Origin of the sequence: Vreelandella sulfidaeris (assembly GCF_042429665.1) — a bacterium.
Lineage (GTDB): Bacteria > Pseudomonadota > Gammaproteobacteria > Pseudomonadales > Halomonadaceae > Vreelandella.
In genome coordinates, this window is record NZ_JBHMAC010000020.1 from 35,894 (window position 1) to 53,110 (window position 17,217).

Annotated in this window: 16 protein-coding genes and 3 tRNA genes; 10 read left to right on the forward strand and 9 right to left on the reverse strand. The window is 53.3% G+C overall.

Going from position 1 to position 17,217, the window contains the following annotated elements; all coding sequences use genetic code 11:
* Positions 1-24 precede the first annotated feature (24 nt).
* Positions 25-2,133, forward strand: coding sequence for a carboxy terminal-processing peptidase (locus ACFFLD_RS20370; RefSeq protein WP_386043545.1), 2,109 nt, complete (start codon positions 25-27; stop codon positions 2,131-2,133).
* Positions 2,134-2,413: 280 nt separating this feature from the next.
* Here ACFFLD_RS20370 and ACFFLD_RS20375 read toward each other — a convergent pair.
* The 3 genes from ACFFLD_RS20375 to ACFFLD_RS20385 form a co-directional block, all read right to left on the reverse strand.
* Positions 2,414-2,489: transfer RNA gene (locus tag ACFFLD_RS20375), tRNA-Asn, on the reverse strand.
* 46 nt (positions 2,490-2,535) lie between these two features.
* Positions 2,536-2,611: transfer RNA gene (locus ACFFLD_RS20380), tRNA-Asn, on the reverse strand.
* Positions 2,612-2,669: 58 nt separating this feature from the next.
* Positions 2,670-2,745 (reverse strand) — tRNA-Asn (locus ACFFLD_RS20385).
* A gap of 196 nt (positions 2,746-2,941) precedes the next feature.
* On the opposite strand from ACFFLD_RS20385, the gene miaB reads away from it, so the two are divergent.
* From miaB to lnt, 5 genes are all read left to right on the forward strand, one after another.
* On the forward strand, positions 2,942-4,285 hold the full coding sequence (gene miaB / locus ACFFLD_RS20390) for a tRNA (N6-isopentenyl adenosine(37)-C2)-methylthiotransferase MiaB (RefSeq protein ID WP_386043547.1): 1,344 nt from the start codon (positions 2,942-2,944) through the stop codon (positions 4,283-4,285).
* An 86-nt stretch (positions 4,286-4,371) separates the two neighbouring features.
* On the forward strand, positions 4,372-5,454 hold the full coding sequence (locus ACFFLD_RS20395) for a PhoH family protein (RefSeq protein ID WP_386043549.1): 1,083 nt from the start codon (positions 4,372-4,374) through the stop codon (positions 5,452-5,454).
* Between the two features lie 11 nt (positions 5,455-5,465).
* Positions 5,466-5,957: an rRNA maturation RNase YbeY gene (gene ybeY, locus ACFFLD_RS20400; RefSeq protein ID WP_386043606.1), complete on the forward strand. Its 492-nt coding sequence runs from the start codon at positions 5,466-5,468 to the stop codon at positions 5,955-5,957.
* Positions 5,958-6,108: 151 nt separating this feature from the next.
* Entirely contained in the window at positions 6,109-7,011 is a 903-nt protein-coding gene (locus tag ACFFLD_RS20405) for an HlyC/CorC family transporter (protein WP_386043551.1), read from the forward strand.
* Between the two features lie 60 nt (positions 7,012-7,071).
* The gene (gene lnt / locus ACFFLD_RS20410) at positions 7,072-8,553 is read left to right on the forward strand and encodes an apolipoprotein N-acyltransferase (protein WP_386043553.1); all 1,482 of its coding nucleotides are present in this window, start codon (positions 7,072-7,074) and stop codon (positions 8,551-8,553) included.
* 120 nt (positions 8,554-8,673) lie between these two features.
* Here the strand turns inward: lnt and ACFFLD_RS20415 are convergent, their stop codons facing one another.
* Complete coding sequence (locus ACFFLD_RS20415; protein WP_386043555.1) at positions 8,674-9,735, reverse strand: NAD(P)-dependent alcohol dehydrogenase; 1,062 nt, start codon at positions 9,733-9,735, stop codon at positions 8,674-8,676.
* A gap of 201 nt (positions 9,736-9,936) precedes the next feature.
* Between ACFFLD_RS20415 and ACFFLD_RS20420 the strand changes: the two genes are divergently transcribed.
* Positions 9,937-10,830, forward strand: coding sequence for an AraC family transcriptional regulator (locus tag ACFFLD_RS20420; protein WP_386043557.1), 894 nt, complete (start codon positions 9,937-9,939; stop codon positions 10,828-10,830).
* Between the two features lie 45 nt (positions 10,831-10,875).
* Here the strand turns inward: ACFFLD_RS20420 and ACFFLD_RS20425 are convergent, their stop codons facing one another.
* The gene (locus ACFFLD_RS20425; protein WP_386043559.1) at positions 10,876-11,301 is read right to left on the reverse strand and encodes a VOC family protein; all 426 of its coding nucleotides are present in this window, start codon (positions 11,299-11,301) and stop codon (positions 10,876-10,878) included.
* A gap of 134 nt (positions 11,302-11,435) precedes the next feature.
* Between ACFFLD_RS20425 and ACFFLD_RS20430 the strand changes: the two genes are divergently transcribed.
* Both ACFFLD_RS20430 and ACFFLD_RS20435 read left to right on the forward strand, forming a co-directional pair.
* Entirely contained in the window at positions 11,436-12,320 is an 885-nt protein-coding gene (locus tag ACFFLD_RS20430) for a LysR family transcriptional regulator (protein WP_386043560.1), read from the forward strand.
* A gap of 30 nt (positions 12,321-12,350) precedes the next feature.
* A complete protein-coding gene (locus tag ACFFLD_RS20435) occupies positions 12,351-12,581 on the forward strand; it encodes a DUF3820 family protein (RefSeq protein WP_386043562.1) in 231 nt (76 codons plus the stop codon).
* On the opposite strand, the gene ACFFLD_RS20440 is transcribed toward ACFFLD_RS20435, so the two are convergent.
* On the reverse strand, positions 12,578-12,928 hold the full coding sequence (locus ACFFLD_RS20440) for a hypothetical protein (RefSeq protein ID WP_386043564.1): 351 nt from the start codon (positions 12,926-12,928) through the stop codon (positions 12,578-12,580). The two genes, ACFFLD_RS20435 and ACFFLD_RS20440, sit on opposite strands and share 4 nt — an antisense overlap.
* 205 nt (positions 12,929-13,133) lie before the next feature.
* Here ACFFLD_RS20440 and ACFFLD_RS20445 point away from each other — a divergent pair, with 205 nt between their 5' ends.
* The gene (locus tag ACFFLD_RS20445; RefSeq protein ID WP_386043566.1) at positions 13,134-13,901 is read left to right on the forward strand and encodes a DUF1499 domain-containing protein; all 768 of its coding nucleotides are present in this window, start codon (positions 13,134-13,136) and stop codon (positions 13,899-13,901) included.
* Between the two features lie 10 nt (positions 13,902-13,911).
* Here the strand turns inward: ACFFLD_RS20445 and ACFFLD_RS20450 are convergent, their stop codons facing one another.
* The 3 genes from ACFFLD_RS20450 to ACFFLD_RS20460 form a co-directional block, all read right to left on the reverse strand.
* Positions 13,912-14,274, reverse strand: a complete 363-nt coding sequence (locus ACFFLD_RS20450) for a ribbon-helix-helix domain-containing protein (protein ID WP_386043608.1) — start codon at positions 14,272-14,274, stop codon at positions 13,912-13,914.
* A gap of 172 nt (positions 14,275-14,446) precedes the next feature.
* Positions 14,447-15,016: a DJ-1/PfpI family protein gene (locus ACFFLD_RS20455; protein ID WP_386043568.1), complete on the reverse strand. Its 570-nt coding sequence runs from the start codon at positions 15,014-15,016 to the stop codon at positions 14,447-14,449.
* Between the two features lie 95 nt (positions 15,017-15,111).
* Complete coding sequence (locus ACFFLD_RS20460; protein WP_386043570.1) at positions 15,112-17,211, reverse strand: methyl-accepting chemotaxis protein; 2,100 nt, start codon at positions 17,209-17,211, stop codon at positions 15,112-15,114.
* Positions 17,212-17,217 lie beyond the last annotated feature (6 nt).

Consider the following 17,217-nt stretch of genomic DNA (forward strand, 5'->3'; position numbering starts at 1 on the left):
CACAAATCCGGGAGAGCTTGACTGATGAGCTTGTTTGCAACGCTTTCGCGTTCGGTCGCCCTGGCGGTCATGCTGGTGGTTACCAGCCCAGCTGCCTTTGCACAACTTGAACCGACCGACGAACAACGCCAAGCGGCAGTGGAAATTGCGGACTCGCTCCGCTATGGACATTATGCTGATATAACGTTCGATGAAACGTGGTCCAAGGACACATTCCAACGCTATTTGGATATCCTGGACAACCAACGCGCTTACCTGCTGCGAAGTGATATCGAGCCCTACCGCCACCTAGAAACCAGCATGGCAGACGCCCTTTTTAATGGCGATCTGAATGATGCGTTTGCACTCTATAACGTGTTCAGTGAGCGCCAGCGTGCTCGCCTTGAATCGCTGCTGGCCCAACTGGATGACGGTCTTGATTTCAATTTTGATGGCGATGAACGCCTAGAAATTGATCGTGAGAAGGCGCCTTGGGCAATGCGTGAAAGCGAGCTTGATGAGCTGTGGCAAAAACGCCTCAAAAATGACGCTCTGACCCTCGCCCTCACCGAGCAGGATGACGAGCAGATTGAAACCACGCTGCGCCAACGCTACGAAGGCCAACTGACACGGCTGGAGCAAACCGAGCCAGAAGATGTGTTCGGCGTGCTGATGGCGGCGGTTACCGGCAGCATCGATCCGCATACGGGCTACCTTTCTCCCCGTCAAAGCGAATCGTTTGATATTCAAATGAGCCTATCCCTTGAAGGCATCGGTGCGCTGCTTCAATCGGACGGTGAGTACGTTAAGGTTGCAAGCTTAGTGCCTGGCGGACCAGCAGAGCGCGCTGGCGTGCTGGAGCCCGCAGACCGCATCCTGGCAGTTGGTCAGGAAGACGGCGAAATGGTCAATGTCGTTGGCATGCGCCTGGATAACGTGGTGGACCTGATTCGCGGCCCCAAGGGCTCCGTTGTACGCCTGGATGTCGTGCCCGCTCAGGCGGTCGACATGACCCGCTCTCAAATCGTCGAGATCACTCGCGATACCGTCAGCCTTGAAGATCAAGCAGCCAGTAGTGAAATTATTGAGGTTGAACGCAATGGCGAGCCTCACCGCCTTGGGGTCATCAATATCCCCACGTTCTATGTAGATTTTGACGCTTGGCAAGCGGGCGAAGAGGAGTATCGCAGCACCACACGCGATGTCGCCAAAGAGATAGAACACCTAAAAGAAGAGGGTGTAGAAGGCATTGTGCTTGATCTGCGTAACAATGGTGGTGGCGCCCTGCAGGAAGCCAACTCACTCATTGGACTGTTTATTGATCGTGGCCCTACGGTACAGGTGCGCGACGCCCAAGGGCGTATTCAGCTATATGGCGATAGCGACCCAGGCACGCTCTACGACGGCCCATTAGGCGTGTTGGTCAATCGCCTTTCTGCATCAGCCTCGGAAATTTTCGCAGGCGCGATCCAGGACTACGGCAGAGGTCTTGTTCTTGGTGCCCCGACCTTTGGTAAAGGCACCGTGCAAACGCTTAACGAGCTAAGCCATGGACAGATCAAGCTAACCCGTGCCAAGTTCTACCGTATCTCCGGAGACAGCACGCAAAACCGCGGTGTTGAGCCGGATATTCACTTTCCTAGCCTCATTGACCCGGAGCGTATCGGTGAAAGCAGCCTGGACAATGCCCTGGAGTGGGATAATGTTCAGAACGTTCAGTACCGTCGCTATGGCGAGCCTGAGACCATGCTGGACGAGCTTATCGCTCAGCACGATGCCCGCGCTCAGGACAATGCCAACTTCCGCTACCTTGAGCGCCAGTCCACCCTCGCCCGCCAGCTTCGCGAGCAGCACACCAGCGTGAGCTTGAATCGCGAGCAGCGTCAACGCGAAATGGAAGCCCAGGAAGCCGAACAGCTTTCCCTGGAAAACCAACGTCGCCGCGCGCTGGGGATGGAAGAAGTTGAGGAGTGGATGGATACCCGTACAGACACCATGTCAGGGGTGACGGACACAGACGCTGATAGCGAAGAAGCTGAAAGTAAAGAAGAGGAGGCGATGGCCGTTGATCGCGCTTACGTGCTCGAAGCGGCTGAAATTCTACTCGACTTTGCCCACCTGCAAGCGACTCAACGGATGGCCGCTAAACGTTGATCCGACTGAGATAAAACTCAAGCGTGATAAAACCTAGCGGAAAAAAACGCCGGCCCCTTAAAAAGGGGCCGGCGTTTTTATAGGTATTTGAATATAGCCATTTGAATACAGCCAGGAGAAAGAGTGCTGTTAGCAGCCTCTGGGCTTAACAAAACGACGGTTAACAAGACGAAGGACAGAAAAACGACGGGCAGGGAAAACGAGCACTAGAAAGGCAGAAGCTACACAATCAGTAAGTAAATAATGATCAGAGGTGATGTAGACTAGAAGATGAAGCCGTTGGCTCCTCGAGCAGGACTCGAACCTGCGACCCAATGATTAACAGTCATTTGCTCTACCAACTGAGCTATCGAGGAATCACGCACTACCCATAGGGTAGTTAAAAAAAGCAGAGGTACAGCTTGGCTCCTCGAGCAGGACTCGAACCTGCGACCCAATGATTAACAGTCATTTGCTCTACCAACTGAGCTATCGAGGAATATCATAAGCTGTCGTGTTTAAGGCAAGCCCTTATGATGAAAATATCATTATAAGATTGGCTCCTCGAGCAGGACTCGAACCTGCGACCCAATGATTAACAGTCATTTGCTCTACCAACTGAGCTATCGAGGAACTGCTCAAACACGGTGCGTAGTATACCCATAGAAATGTGACGGTCAAGTATCGATTATGGCAGAACGCTAGCCGCTGGTTTCTTGTATCCGTATAATGCCTCCATTCATATAGCGTTAAGCCCGTATAACGGCATACCGCACAAGATTACTCCATTCATCCTCGTCCCTTGACGACTCATAGATGACAGGTACTGATGGCGAAGAAGCTCTTCATCAAAACGCACGGCTGCCAAATGAACGAGTACGACTCCTCCCGTATGGCGGATCTACTCGGCGAATCTCACCAGCTCGAACTCACTGATAATGAGCGTGAAGCCGATGTCATTTTGTTAAACACCTGCTCGATTCGCGAAAAAGCGCAGGAAAAAGTTTTTCACCAGTTGGGGCGCTGGAAAAAGCTCAAAGATGCTAATCCTGATTTAGTGATTGGCGTCGGCGGCTGCGTGGCTAGCCAAGAAGGTGAAGCCATCCGCAAACGTGCCCCTCACGTCGACATGGTGTTCGGACCGCAAACGCTGCATCGGGTACCCTCGATGCTGGATGCCCGTGGCAATAATCAGATCGCCGCGGTAGACGTCACGTTTCCGGAAATCGAAAAGTTCGACCACCTGCCCAAGCCTACGTCTGACGGGGCGACGGCGTTTGTGTCGATCATGGAAGGCTGCTCCAAATACTGTACGTTCTGTGTGGTTCCCTACACCCGCGGCGAAGAAGTCTCCCGCCCCTTTGAAGCGGTCATGGATGAAATCATTCATCTTTCTGATCAGGGCGTGCGCGAAATCAACCTGCTGGGGCAAAACGTCAATGCTTACCGAGGTGAGAACCAGCTAGGCGATGAAATAGATCTAGCTGAACTGATTGCCTGTGTGGCGGCGGTAGACGGTATTGATCGTGTCCGCTTTACCACCTCCCATCCGGTCGAGTTCACCGATAGTCTGGTGGACGCGTATGCCGACATCCCTGAGCTGGTGAGCCATCTGCACCTACCCGTACAGTCTGGCTCTGACCGGATACTTAGCGCCATGAAGCGCGGGCATACGGCAGCTGAGTATATCGAAAAGATGGAGCGTATCCGCGCTAACCGTCCGGACATCAGCTTCTCATCTGACTTCATCATTGGCTTCCCTGGTGAAACGGAAGAAGATTTTGAAGCCACCATGGATTTGATTCATCAGATTGGTTTCGATCACTCCTTCAGCTTCGTTTACTCTGCGCGGCCAGGCACACCCGCTTCGGGGTTGCCTGATGAAACACCCGAGAGTGTTAAGAAGCAGCGCCTGGCGATCTTGCAAGAGCGGATTATCCAGCAAACAGCGCAGATCAGCCGCCGCATGGTGGGTAGCACTCAGCGCGTGTTGGTTAATGGGTTTTCACCTCGCGATCCAGGTCAACTTTCCGGCCGCACCGAGAATAATCGTGTCGTCAACTTCCGTGCGGCTAACCCAACTGAGCTGATTGGCTACTTCGTTGATGTCGAGATTACCGAAGCATTTCCCAATTCACTGCGCGGTGAACTTGCCTCGCCCGAACGCTACTGATCACTCAATTAGCATAGGTAATTGCCCCGGCCCCCGTCGGGGCAGTAAGCTGAACGACAAACACACTAACGAGGGGTTTCCCACTCTTGAGCCAGCCATCACCTCAGGTCAATCGCATCATCACCTTAAGCCTTGAGCCCAATGATCCGCAGCGTCTTGCCAGCCTTTGCGGGCAGCAGGACGAGCATTTAAAGCTGATTGAAAGCCGCCTGGATGTGACGCTGCGCAACCGCGGCAACGTGTTTCAATTAGCGGGGCCTGCCAACCGCATTAAAGCCGCCGCTAATGTGCTGGAACACCTGTATCGCGAAACCGCGGCGAGCGAGCTTGACGCTGACACCGTTCACCTTTTCCTGCAGGAATCAGGGCTAGAAGCGCTGGAAGAGGAAGAGGACGGTGGTAGCCACAGCAGCGATGAAGTGATCATGCGCACACCACGGACCATGATCAAACCGCGAGGGCTTAACCAACAACGCTATGTCTCAAGCATTCGCGAACACGATATCAATTTCGGTATCGGCCCCGCGGGTACGGGCAAAACCTACCTGGCGGTCGCCGCCGCGGTAGAAGCGCTTAACCAGCAGGAAGTGCGCCGTATTCTGCTCGTTCGGCCTGCGGTGGAAGCGGGTGAAAAGCTGGGCTTCCTGCCGGGTGATCTTGCTCAGAAAATCGACCCCTACCTGCGCCCACTTTATGACGCGTTGTATGAAATGATCGGTTTTGAGCAGGTGGCGAAGCTGATCGAGCGTCAGGTAATCGAAATTGCTCCACTGGCCTATATGCGCGGGCGCACGCTCAACAACTCCTACATCATCTTGGATGAGAGCCAGAATACCACCCCGGAACAGATGAAAATGTTCCTGACCCGGATTGGCTTTGGCTCCACTGCCGTCATTACTGGCGACGTCACCCAGGTCGATCTGCCTAAGGGGCAACGCTCAGGGTTGATTCAGGTGCTCGACGTGTTAAAAGACACCCAGGGGATCGGCGTCACTCATTTTGCCGCCAAGGATGTGGTACGCCACCCGTTGGTACAGCGGATTATCGAAGCCTACGACATGTTCGAATCCCAGCAGGAAGTGGAAGAACGTGCCCGCCGCGAAGTGCGTCAGCAAGAGCGCGACGCACGCATGCAGGCGCGTGAAGGCTCATGGGACAGCTCGCGATGAGCAGCCCTGCCATGCGCGAAATCATCATTGATCGCCAGGCGGCGATCAATGAACCGTTACTTCCCTCACTTGAACAGCTTACCCATTGGGTGAGCTGTGTGTTTGCGCATCATCCCGACGAACAGCGCCATGAGGTGACTATCCGTTTCGTGGATGAGCGCGAAAGTCAGACCCTAAACCATGATTATCGTGGCAAGGATAAAACCACCAACGTACTATCCTTTCCTTTTGAAAGCCCACCGGGTATTGAATTACCTCTACTCGGCGATCTGGTGATTTGCCATGCGGTGGTAGCACAAGAGGCCAGCGAACAAGGCAAACGGCTTGAGCACCATTACGCTCATATGGTCGTGCATGGCATCCTGCACTTAATGGGCTACGATCACATTGATGATCAAGAAGCTGAAGAAATGGAACAGTTTGAGCGCGAACTGTTGGCAGAGCTGGATATTCATGACCCTTATTCAGATTCCACTCTAGCCACGAACAACAATGGCGCCTAAAGGTGTAGCGCCGTGTGGCCTGACAGAAGATAGGTTAAATCAGGTAACAGCGAATCTGGTACTACCCCCTGTTTCAGTGATAAAACAATGCTAGTGATACCATGGCTACTTGATGTAGCAACTGTCTGCACGCAAACGAGAGAATTGACGCATGAGCGAAGACCGATCGAGCACTCCTAATCAAAAATCCTGGCTCGAGAAAATCTTTGGCGCCCTTTCCGGAGACAATGACGAACCCAGCTCACGTGATGAGTTGTTGACGTTTTTACGCCATACCGCAGGGAAATTAAAGCTGGATCAAGACGCCATCATGATCATTGAAGGCGCGCTTGAAATCAGCGATCAGCAGGTTCGAGAAGTACTTATTCCCCGCTCACAGGTTTCCGCTATTGCGCTGGATCAGACGAGTGATGGCTATTTACCGCTGATTCAGGAGACTGGCCACTCCCGCTACCCGGTCATTGGTGAAAATCTAGATGAGATAAAAGGTATTTTGCTGGTCAAGGATCTGCTGCCGTTACTATCTCAAACCCAGGATCAGCGTGACGCCTTCAAACTAGAAGATATTGTGCGTCCGGCCATGTTCATCCCAGAATCAAAACGTCTCAATAGCTTGCTGAAAGAGTTTCGTGATACTCACAACCATATGGCCATCGTGGTCGATGAATATGGTGGCACAGCGGGTATTATCACCATCGAGGACATTCTTGAGCAGATCGTCGGCGATATCGAGGATGAACACGATACCGATGAAGAAGACGATATCCGCGAACTGGAAAATGGCCACTTCGCTATCCGCGCCCTCACCCCCATCGAAGACTTTAACGAGCGTTTTGATACCGAGTTCTCTGATGACGAATTCGATACTGTGGGTGGCCTCGTTATGCAGCAGTTCGGTCACTTGCCACGCCGTGGTGAGCACACCATCCTCGGCGGCTGGCGCTTCGTCATTCTTAATGCCGATACCCGGCGTATTCGTCTGCTGGAAGCGTACCGTGATACCCGGCGCGATAATGACGATGATGAAGAAGAGCCATCAGATAACCAAGCTTAATCCGCGCTCTTTTTAATCCCCCTTTCTTTCCTTCACTCCTTACCGTGAATAGGTTTCGCCATGGGTTTGAACCCCGCGTTGTTATTACAGCTGCTTGCTGCCCTGGTGGCGGGCGGCTTCACCACTCTCACCGCCTCGCCCTTTGAGCTTTGGTGGCTGGGGCCTGTCGCGATGGGGCTACTGTATACTGGGCTGCATGCGTTAACGCCCGCCCAGGCCGCGTTAAAAGGCTGGCTATACGGCGTTGCTCTCTTCGCCAGCGGTGCCTCATGGGTCTATGTTTCAATCCATGATTATGGCTATACAGGGGTGCCGCTCGCGGTATTTCTGACCACGCTATTCGTCACCATTCTGGCACTATTTTTCGCGGGCACTTTCTGGCTATACCGACGCTTCACGTCTGCTCGTCTCGCGTTTATAAGCTTTGCTGGCGCCTGGGTATTAGGCGAAGTAGTGCGTACTTACCTGTTTACCGGCTTTCCCTGGCTATTGGTGGGTTCAGGCTTTATCGACTCACCACTGGCTGCCTGGGCACCCATTGGCGGCGTATACTTGCTTTCACTATGGGTAGTGCTAAGTGGTGCTCTCGCCGCTGAATTGTTGCTACGCCGTCAGTGGTGGACGCTCGCGCCCCTGGCGGCCATTTGGCTACTCCCGCTGGCATTGCCCCAGCAGTGGACTACCCCAGCCGCCGAGCCCACCCGCGTTGCCCTGCTGCAAGGTAACCTGCCACAACTTTCAAAGTGGACCCCTGAAGGCCAGCGCGAGGCGGCTAATACCTATAGCGCCCTTACCCGCGATGTGGCCGACGAGGTTGATCTGATCTTATGGCCGGAAACCGCGTTACCGATGATGGAAGCTCAAGCACGCCCGGTACTCGAGCGCGTACAAGCAAACTTGCCGCCAGACGTTGCCCTGCTAACCGGCATTGTGCAACGCGATGAAGCGGGCCGCTATTACAACAGTGTCATTGGCGTAGGTAACGTAGAGGGCAGCTATCAGAAAGAACACTTGGTGCCTTTTGGTGAATATCTACCGCTTGAAAGCGTGCTGCGCGGTGCGATTGATTTTTTTGATCTGCCGATGTCGACCTTTACTAAAGGCGACGCCGAACAAACGCCCATGCAGGCGGCGGGAATTCATATTGGCAACGCTATCTGCTACGAGATTATTTATCCACAGCTGGTTGCCCGACGGGCCAAAGATAGCGATGTCATCGTGACGATCTCCAACGACACCTGGTTTGGTGCCTCTATCGGCCCGCATCAGCATCTTCAAATGGCACGGCTACGCGCACGCGAGAATGGCCGCTATGTGGTTCGCGCTACCAGCAATGGCATTACCGCCATTATCGATCCAAAAGGGCGTATTGTTGAACGTGTACCTCAGTTTCAAACCACCGCACTCACCGGCGAGTTCTTCGCCATGCAAGGCCTGACGCCGTTCACCCGCACCGGCAGTTGGCCTGCCTGGTTGTTGGCAGGCTTGATGCTGATAACGGGCGTGGCATCAACGCGAAGACCTCGCCAAACGCGAACATGAGTTCTTAACCAGACGTACATGCTTAGCAAAAAGGCCCGCTTCCTATCGGAAGCGGGCCTTTTCTTAAGTAAGCCGGCTGACTCAGTCAGCATGCCGGCCTAGCCTCTCAAACGTGGCTTTTTAGGCAGCGCTGTTTTTCAGTGTTGCCATATCAATCACGAAACGATAGCGCACATCACCCTTTTCCATGCGCTCAAAGCCTTCGTTGATATCATTGATATCGAGCATTTCGATATCGCAGGTAATGCCCTGATCGGCGCACAGCTTGAGCAACTCTTCAGTTTCAGCGATACCACCAATCAGCGAACCCGCCACGACACGACGCTTGAAAACCAGATTAAAGGCTTCAATGGCAGGCTCAATCGGCTCGAGCAGCCCGACGATGATATGCGTACCGTCGTATTTCAGCGCAGCAAGGTAAGGATTGATATCGTGCTGTACAGGCACGGTGTCGAGCATGAAGTCAAAGTTCTCAGCAACAGCGTCCATCTGTGCCTGATCGCTGGACACCACGACGTGGTCGGCACCATTGCGTTTAGCTTCTTCAACCTTGGCATCGGAACGGGTAAATACCGTTACTTCGGCCCCCAGTGCCTTGGCAAGTTTAACGCCCATGTGACCGAGACCACCCATGCCAATCACGCCGATTTTATGGCCTTTTTTGACACCGTAATGCTTAAGCGGCGAATACGTCGTTACCCCGGCGCATAAAATGGGAGCCGCGGAGGCTAAATCAATGCCATCGGGCATTTGCAGTACAAAGTGCTCGCTGACCACAATGGAATCAGAGTAGCCACCCTGGGTCATGGTGCCGTCTTGGCGATCTTCACCGCCATAAGTCATGGTGAAGCCTTCCAGGCAGTACTGCTCGACGCCATCTTTACAGGCTGAACAAGTACGGCATGAGTCCACCATGCACCCTACGCCCACCAAGTCACCTGCTTTGAAACGCGATACTTTGTCGCCGACGGACGTGACACGGCCAACAATTTCATGGCCGGGGACAACAGGATACTGACTCATTCCCCAGTCGTTACGCGCAAAGTGAAGGTCACTGTGGCATACGCCGCAGTAAAGGATTTCAATAGCGACATCATCGGGACGTGGCTGGCGACGCTCAACGTTGTAAGGCGCTAGGGGCTTGTCAGCAGCAAAAGCGGCATAAGATTTTGCTTGGCTCATCGGTAGGACTCCTTGTCTTACATGAAAGCAGTAGTCCCCGCGTGCGAGGATAGGACACCAGTATTGGCCTAATCCGTCAGGATAGCGATGATGGAAGCTCCGTGATTTTTGCTTATTACTCCAGACTAACGTAATAAAATAACAATAATTGGAGAAAAAACGCTATGATTATACAAAATCCATCATTTTAAAGAGTGCTCTATGACCTCTATGGCGCAGGCTGGGAATACACTGACTGACGTTATTCACCCCCTTGTAACGAGCGATGGGATGACTAAGACACGACTGTCGGGCGTATCGCTACTTTGTTTAAGCCGCCATCAAAAGCGCACTCCATTAATGTATGAGCCTAGCCTGACCATCATTGCTCAGGGGCGCAAACTGGGCTATCTGGGTGACCGCGAGATCCATTACGACCCAGGCCACTATCTAGTCCAGACACTGCCGCTGCCCTTTGAGTGTGAAACCTACGGTGTGCCAGAGGCACCTTTACTCGGCATATCGGTGCGCCTGGATCCCGCGCTATTAAGCGAAATGGTCACGGTGATGGGCAACCCAGGCCAGCCTTCCCAGGCGCCCCTGCCAATGGCGTCAGTGGCGATGACCGAGGGCATGCAGGAGGCAGTGTTACGCTTGGCACGCACGCTACATGCTGAAGTAGAGTGCAACACAATGGGTGCTGCGCGAGTCCGCGATGTGGTGTTTGAAGCATTAAAGGGGGAACAAAGCCAAGCGCTGAGGGCACTGGTATCAGGGCACGGAAACTATTCACGTATCGTGCAGGTACTGTCTCATCTGCACACGCACTTCGCCGTCGGCGTCAGCGTAGAACAGCTAGCCGCTCAGGCCAACATGAGTACATCGACGTTTCATCAGCACTTCAAGCAGATTACCCGCTCGTCGCCTGCTCAGTACTTGAAACGATTAAGATTGATCAAAGCCCAGCAGCTATTATTGCAGGACGATCATAATGTTAACCAAGCCGCTGCGGCGGTGGGTTACCGCAGCGTGCCTCAGTTCAGTCGCGACTATAAACGTTATTTCGGTGAGCCACCCCTGCAACACAAACGTCAGGAGCAGGCGCTAAGAGCTTAGCTCTATACCGCCTCAATGGCGCGAAGCCTTGGACAACGACGCAGATTATTTAGCAAACACTTGGCTCATATCTTTAAACGCTTTGAATTCCAGTGCATTGCCGCAAGGATCAAGCAGGAACATGGTGGCTTGCTCGCCCACTTCCCCTTTGAAGCGAACATAAGGCTCGATCACAAACTGGGTGTCACGCGCTTTCAAACGCTCTGCCAGTGCCTCCCATTCTGCCCACTCTAGAATAACCCCAAAGTGGGGCACCGGGACGTCGTGACCATCCACAGGGTTAGTGTGGGCACTCTCCTGTCCAGGTGTTTTGGGCTGCTCATGAATCACCAGTTGATGACCGAAAAAGTTGAAGTCGACCCACTGCGCGCTGGAACGCCCTTCTTCTAAACCAAATACATCGTTATAAAACGCTCGCGCCAACGCAACATCATAAACGGGAATAGCTAAATGAAAGGGTGAAAGGCTCATCATCATCTCCTGATTATTAGGGTAGTAGAGGATATGGATGGCGTTTTAAAGCGCCACGTTATAGGCATCCTAGGCGGAAGCATGGGAAAATAAAATCAATAACTATTTGGCTGATTCATAAAAAGGATTGATCAATGATCCGCGAGCTGAAAACGCTGGTGGCGGTAGCAGAGGAAGGCACCTTTGCCGCGGCAGGCAATAGAGTGGGCCTGACTCAGGCGGCGGTAAGCGCGCAAATGAAACGACTTGAGGAAGCGCTGGGTATCGCCCTGTTCGAACGCAAAGGTCGCGTGGCATTGTTAACCCTTCGAGGCCAAGAGACATTAAAGCAGGCCCAGGCACTGCTCACTCTTTACGGCACTCTGGGCGCCTCTGTGGCGGACCCATCAACAACACAACGTGTCACGATTGGTGCGATTGCCTCTATACAACGCTCATTAATGCCCGATGCATTAGCCCGTTTTCATCACCTTTATCGTGAATGCCGCACCCGTGTTGTGCCGGGGCTTTCAATGGAACTGCTCAACCAGGTTGATGCAGGCAAACTTGATATGGCGGTGATTATTCGTCCACCCTTCTCGCTACACAGCGATTTGCGTTGGACACCGCTTGCCCACGAACCTTTTCGACTTATTGTGCCGCGCACGCTAGAAGGTGATCAATGGCGCGAGTTGATTAATCATCATCCCTTTGTTCGCTATGACCGGGCCTCTTTTGGGGGGCGACAAGTAGAACGTTTTCTTCGCCAGAACCATTGCCACGTGCACGAAGTATGTGAAGTTGACGAACTTGAAGCGATCATTAAGCTGGTGGCTAAAGGCGTCGGTGTGGCTCTGGTTCCCCAGGCTATCGCGCAGCAAGGTTGGCCTGAGGGTGTGCGGGCGATTGATTTAGGCGAGCGGACCTTTCATCGTGATGTGGGTTTGATACACCCCTCTAGCGGCCACTTGAGCGCCTTAACCCGAGCACTATCCCACCTGATCAGCGACACCGCGCAACACTACCATTACCATGATTAACCGCGTTGATTACCCTTTAAGGAGGGCAACATGCATGCTGAAGATTTAGAGAAATTAGTGACGTACACCATGCCCTTTGGAAAGTATGAGGGTCGACTCATTGCCGACCTGCCCGGCCCTTATTTAAATTGGTTTGCTCGCGAGGGATTTCCTGCTGGCCAGATCGGGCAGTTGCTACACTTAATGCATGAAATCGATCACAATGGGCTTGGATCACTATTGGACCCGCTTCGACAAGCTCACCATCGCAACGACGCTTAATGCACGTGCGGTTGGCTACGCTCACTTAGCGCGAGCTGGTACTCAACTCGATACGTCGTTTCATGCAGTGCTTCATCGGCTGGAAATCGACCTAAAGTGACCGCCAGTTCAAAAAAGCCCGCCGCGGGTAAGTTATCCCCACGTCGGCTAACAACCAGTGCCGCCGTCAGCGGTTTTTGCTGTTCGGCATCCTCGCGCATTAATTGCTCTAACCCTTGAGTCACTTGAGCAATGGTGCGCGGCGGCGTTAGGCCAAGTGCGGATGCAACCTGCTGATAGGTCATGGGCAGCACTTCACGCGGGGCATTGAGTAGCAGTTGGCGTAGCGCCGCTGCGATATCAGTCATATATTTCCTGTGGTTGATTGGCCAATGCTCACCTAAAGGGAGCCATGATTGCGATTGAGGAACCTAGCATCAGCCACATGACTTTCTAGGGTAAAATCAGGTTACCGAGCCGTGCTTTAATATGACAGGCTGGGCTTTTAATCTTGCCAACCAGTCTAGCATTTATGCTAAGAAGGGCTGACTACAATGCGCGCCAGGAGAGCATATGACAACGCCACTAACATCATTACGACATAAGGGAGGCCGCTGGCCAAACCTGCTGGCAACGGTAAGCTTGGTGCTTCTTGCTGCGGCTGCGTTGATGATGGCTGGATCCGGGCCTGCTTATCGTGGTGAGTTTGTTTCGTTAGGCGAGGCATTTAACCTGCTGCGCTACGGTGTCTATGCTGCCGCGGGTGCCGCTGCGATCAGTATTATCACGCTGCTGGTGAGTATGCTCACTCGTCGCTTCACCCCCAGCGTAATAGCGGCTTTGGTCATTTTGTTGGCTGGTTCACTGCTGTATATGCCGTGGCAACTTTGGCAGCGTGCCCAAGCGGTACCCGCCATTCACGACATCACTACCGATTTGCAAAACCCACCCGCGTTTGAAGCACTGGTCGATGCCCGCGAAGCAGCGCCTAACGGGGTCAACTACCCAGGCGAGGCAACTGCTCGACAACAGCAAGCGGCTTACCCTCATATTCAATCGGTCATCATTAACGCAAGCCCGCAGGTGGTGCTGGCGGCGGCGCAAGCAGAAGCAGAAGAGGCCGGTTGGCGAATTGCCAGGATTCGCGACAATCACATAGAAGCGACCGCGACAACGCGTTGGTTTGGTTTTCAAGACGATGTCGTTATTCGCTTAAGCGAGCAGGAAAACGGCGTTAAAGTCGATATGCGCTCGGCATCGCGTCTGGGCGCAAGCGATGTGGGTACTAACGCTGCCCGTATCGATACCTTCTTGAAAGCTCTGAAAACGCGGATTAAATAACACCTATTGATTAATGCAGACGCCCGTCCCTGTGGCCGTACTCGCTCGCTAAAATTTGCTCCGCATCCAGACTGGCAATGGGCACTTGGGACTGTGTCGGGATATCACCAGAGAGTTGGAGCGCTTGGTAACGCAAGACACACACGCGTAAAAACGAGGTGAAATTCCCCAAATCGTGCCCAGCATCGATAGACTCATGATAAAGACGAGTAATCATCTGGGCCGTGTTCATGCCGTCACGCTGGGCAATTTCTTCCAGGATATACCAGAAATAATTTTCCATTCTCACGCTGGTGACCATGCCATCAATACGCAACGAGTGTGTCGCGCTGCGCCACAGCTCAGGGTCAGCTTGAATAAAGAGTTTACACATGGGCGTGGCCTCGGCGTCGTGGTAACTGTCGACCATAACAGTCAATGGTTTAGCATAGCGTACCACTTACCAAACCCCAGAGCGTCCAGCGGAGTGCTGGACGCAAAAGATGCTTCTGCTCGCTTATTGATGCTTAAAACGGGTTGAAGCTTAAAAGGTGGCAAGGCTTAGTTCATTTAGTTAACAGCGTCATGAACTGTGCAAGCCAGGCTGGATGGGCAGGCCAGGCCGGTGCAGTAACCAGGTTCCCATCGGTTACCGCTTCGGTCACCTCTAGCCCAACAAACTCGCCGCCTGCCAGTTCTACTTCAGGCTGACAGGCAGGATAAGCCGAGCAGCGCTTGCCCTCTAGAACCTTCGCCGCGGCCAATAGCTGTGCGCCATGGCAAATCGCAGCCACCGGTTTATTGGTTTCAAAGAAGTGCTGCACCATCGTTAGCACCTCTTTGTTCAAGCGTAGATATTCCGGTGCGCGGCCACCGGGAACGACCAGCGCATCGTAGTCGGCGGGGTTGGTGCTGGCAAAATCGGCATTCAAGGCAAACCGATGGCCGGGCTTTTCTGAATAGGTTTGATCGCCCTCAAAATCATGAATGGCGGTTGCTACGCTATCACCTGTGCTTTTACCGGGACAAATAGCGTCAACCTGGTGCCCAACGGCCATAAGGGCCTGGAACGGCACCATGGTTTCATAGTCTTCAGTATAATCACCGGTAATCATTAAAATGCGCTTGCTGCTCATTGTCGTCTCCTTATCGTTATTAATCGATTGTGAGCACACGTTACGTGTCTAATGAGACTAGCAAGCGCCTTCTGCCAAGGGGTAGTAATTACCTACTACGTCGTTACTTCCTCCTGCGGGGGAAGTGACAGGTAACGTTGACCGGCCCCATCGCTTACCCGAAAGCGCCCCATCAATGTATGCATATCGCCTGCACGTTCATCCAGTGTATGGCTCGCAGTCGTGGCTTCTTGAACCAATTGGGCATTCTGATGCGTCACTTGGTCCAATTGTGAAATCGCCTGGTTGATCTGATCAATACCCGCTGATTGCTCATGGGTCGCCCCGGCAATCTCAGTTACGTAGCGGGTTACTTCACCCAAGCTATCAATAATATCCTGAAGATGTTGGCTAGAAGCGTTCACCAGCGTCTCACCTTCGCTCACCTTCGCCACGCTGTCGTCGACCAAATGACGAATTTGCGCCGCTTCCTCAGCGCTTCGGCCCGCTAATTTACGCACTTCCTGAGCCACCACCGCAAAGCCACGGCCCTGCTCACCCGCCCGTGCTGCTTCAACGGAGGCATTTAGCGCCAATAGATTGGTTTGGAAAGCGATATCATCAATGGCTTTGATGATAGAGGTGATTTTTTCGCTGGCCTCACGAATATCGCCCATCGCCGCTGTCGTGCGCCTGGCAACATCGCCGGCTGAACGGGCACGTTGATCAACGCTGCCGCTGGCCCCTTTCGCCTGGTCTGCATACTCAGCGGTTTGTTTCACCGTTGCCGTAATCTGCTCAAGGCTTGAGGCAGTTTCAGCCAACGAGGCTGCCTGCTGATCAGTACGCTGAGACAGGTTTTCATTACCTGATGCGATTTGACGGCTGCTAACCGCAATGGCTTCAGCGCTTTCACGCACCTGGGCCACCATACTTTCAAAGGTATCCATCATCTGATTAAACGCTTGGGCTGTTTGGCCCACTTCATCATTTCGCTTAATTTCAAGACGCATCGAAAGGTCGGCATTTTCACCAGCGGCACCGCTGATACTTTCCATTTGGCGACGCATGGCGACCAGCGGCCCCAGCACTCGCACCATGGTGCGCCAGCCAAAGATGGCCAGCAAAGCAACGACCACCAGCGTCACCATCACCAGTAATGAGCGCCCGGCATTGGCTAATGCTTCAGCATTCGTCGCGGCATTATCGGCCTGCTCAACGGTATACGCTTCAAGGTCGTTCAAAGCCCCACGCATTTGTTCCATGGCTTGGGCAACGTTGGTAAGCGCCGTCTGCACCTCGGTGTGCAACCCAATCTGCTGCAGGCGAAGTTCATAAACAGCGTTGTCATCAGATACCATCAGCCCTTCAAGGGATAAGATAACATCGTCCAACTCCCGAATCAGGGCGCGCTGCGCCACCTCCGTGCTGGGAGCTTCAGCAATCTCCGCCAACGACTGACGCGCAAGCCCTATCTGCTGGGCAATTTCGTTGTGACGTAAATTGACGAGCGCATCGACGCTATTGGTTTGCATCATCTGGCGGCCCAAATCCGACAGCACGGCTAGCGCCATACGAACATTACCGCTTAAACGACCAATATCCGCCTGAGCGATGTACATGTTATCCAGCAGTTGGGTCGGCAGCGAGGTCATGCCCTCTTCACGCCAGGCCTCCATCAAATTACGCTGTTCACGGTCACGGCGGACTCGTGCCAACGCGGTACGTCCGGCAATATCCTCAGCACTCAACATGACTTGGGCAATTGACGCCTGCATCGAGGCAATACGTTCGGCCATCTGCGCCTGTAGGCTAAGTTCTTCACGGCGAACGGCCTCCAACGCCGTATCCCCCGCCAGTAGCGCTTGATAATTGTTATCCAAAGCGCTCAATCCGGCCGAATGTTCGATTCCACTCAGACGCTCTAGTGAATGGCGAAAGTTCTCGTCCAATTCGCGTTGAGGAATAGCATTATCAAGGGCCTCTACATCGTTTGCAGCCAGCAAATCCGCATGACGTTGGCCGAACGAGCCCATGGTAAGGATCATGCCCCGGCTGGCATCTTCAAGCGGTAGCACCTCACCGATAAGATAGCGCTGAGAATCGATAAGTCGTTGGTTGGTGATCCAGCCCGTTGTTGCCAGCACAATAGAGCCAAGAACCGCTGCCAAAAACAGGCTAATTAACATCGCCCGGATACTGATGGTTTTTCTCATTATCTG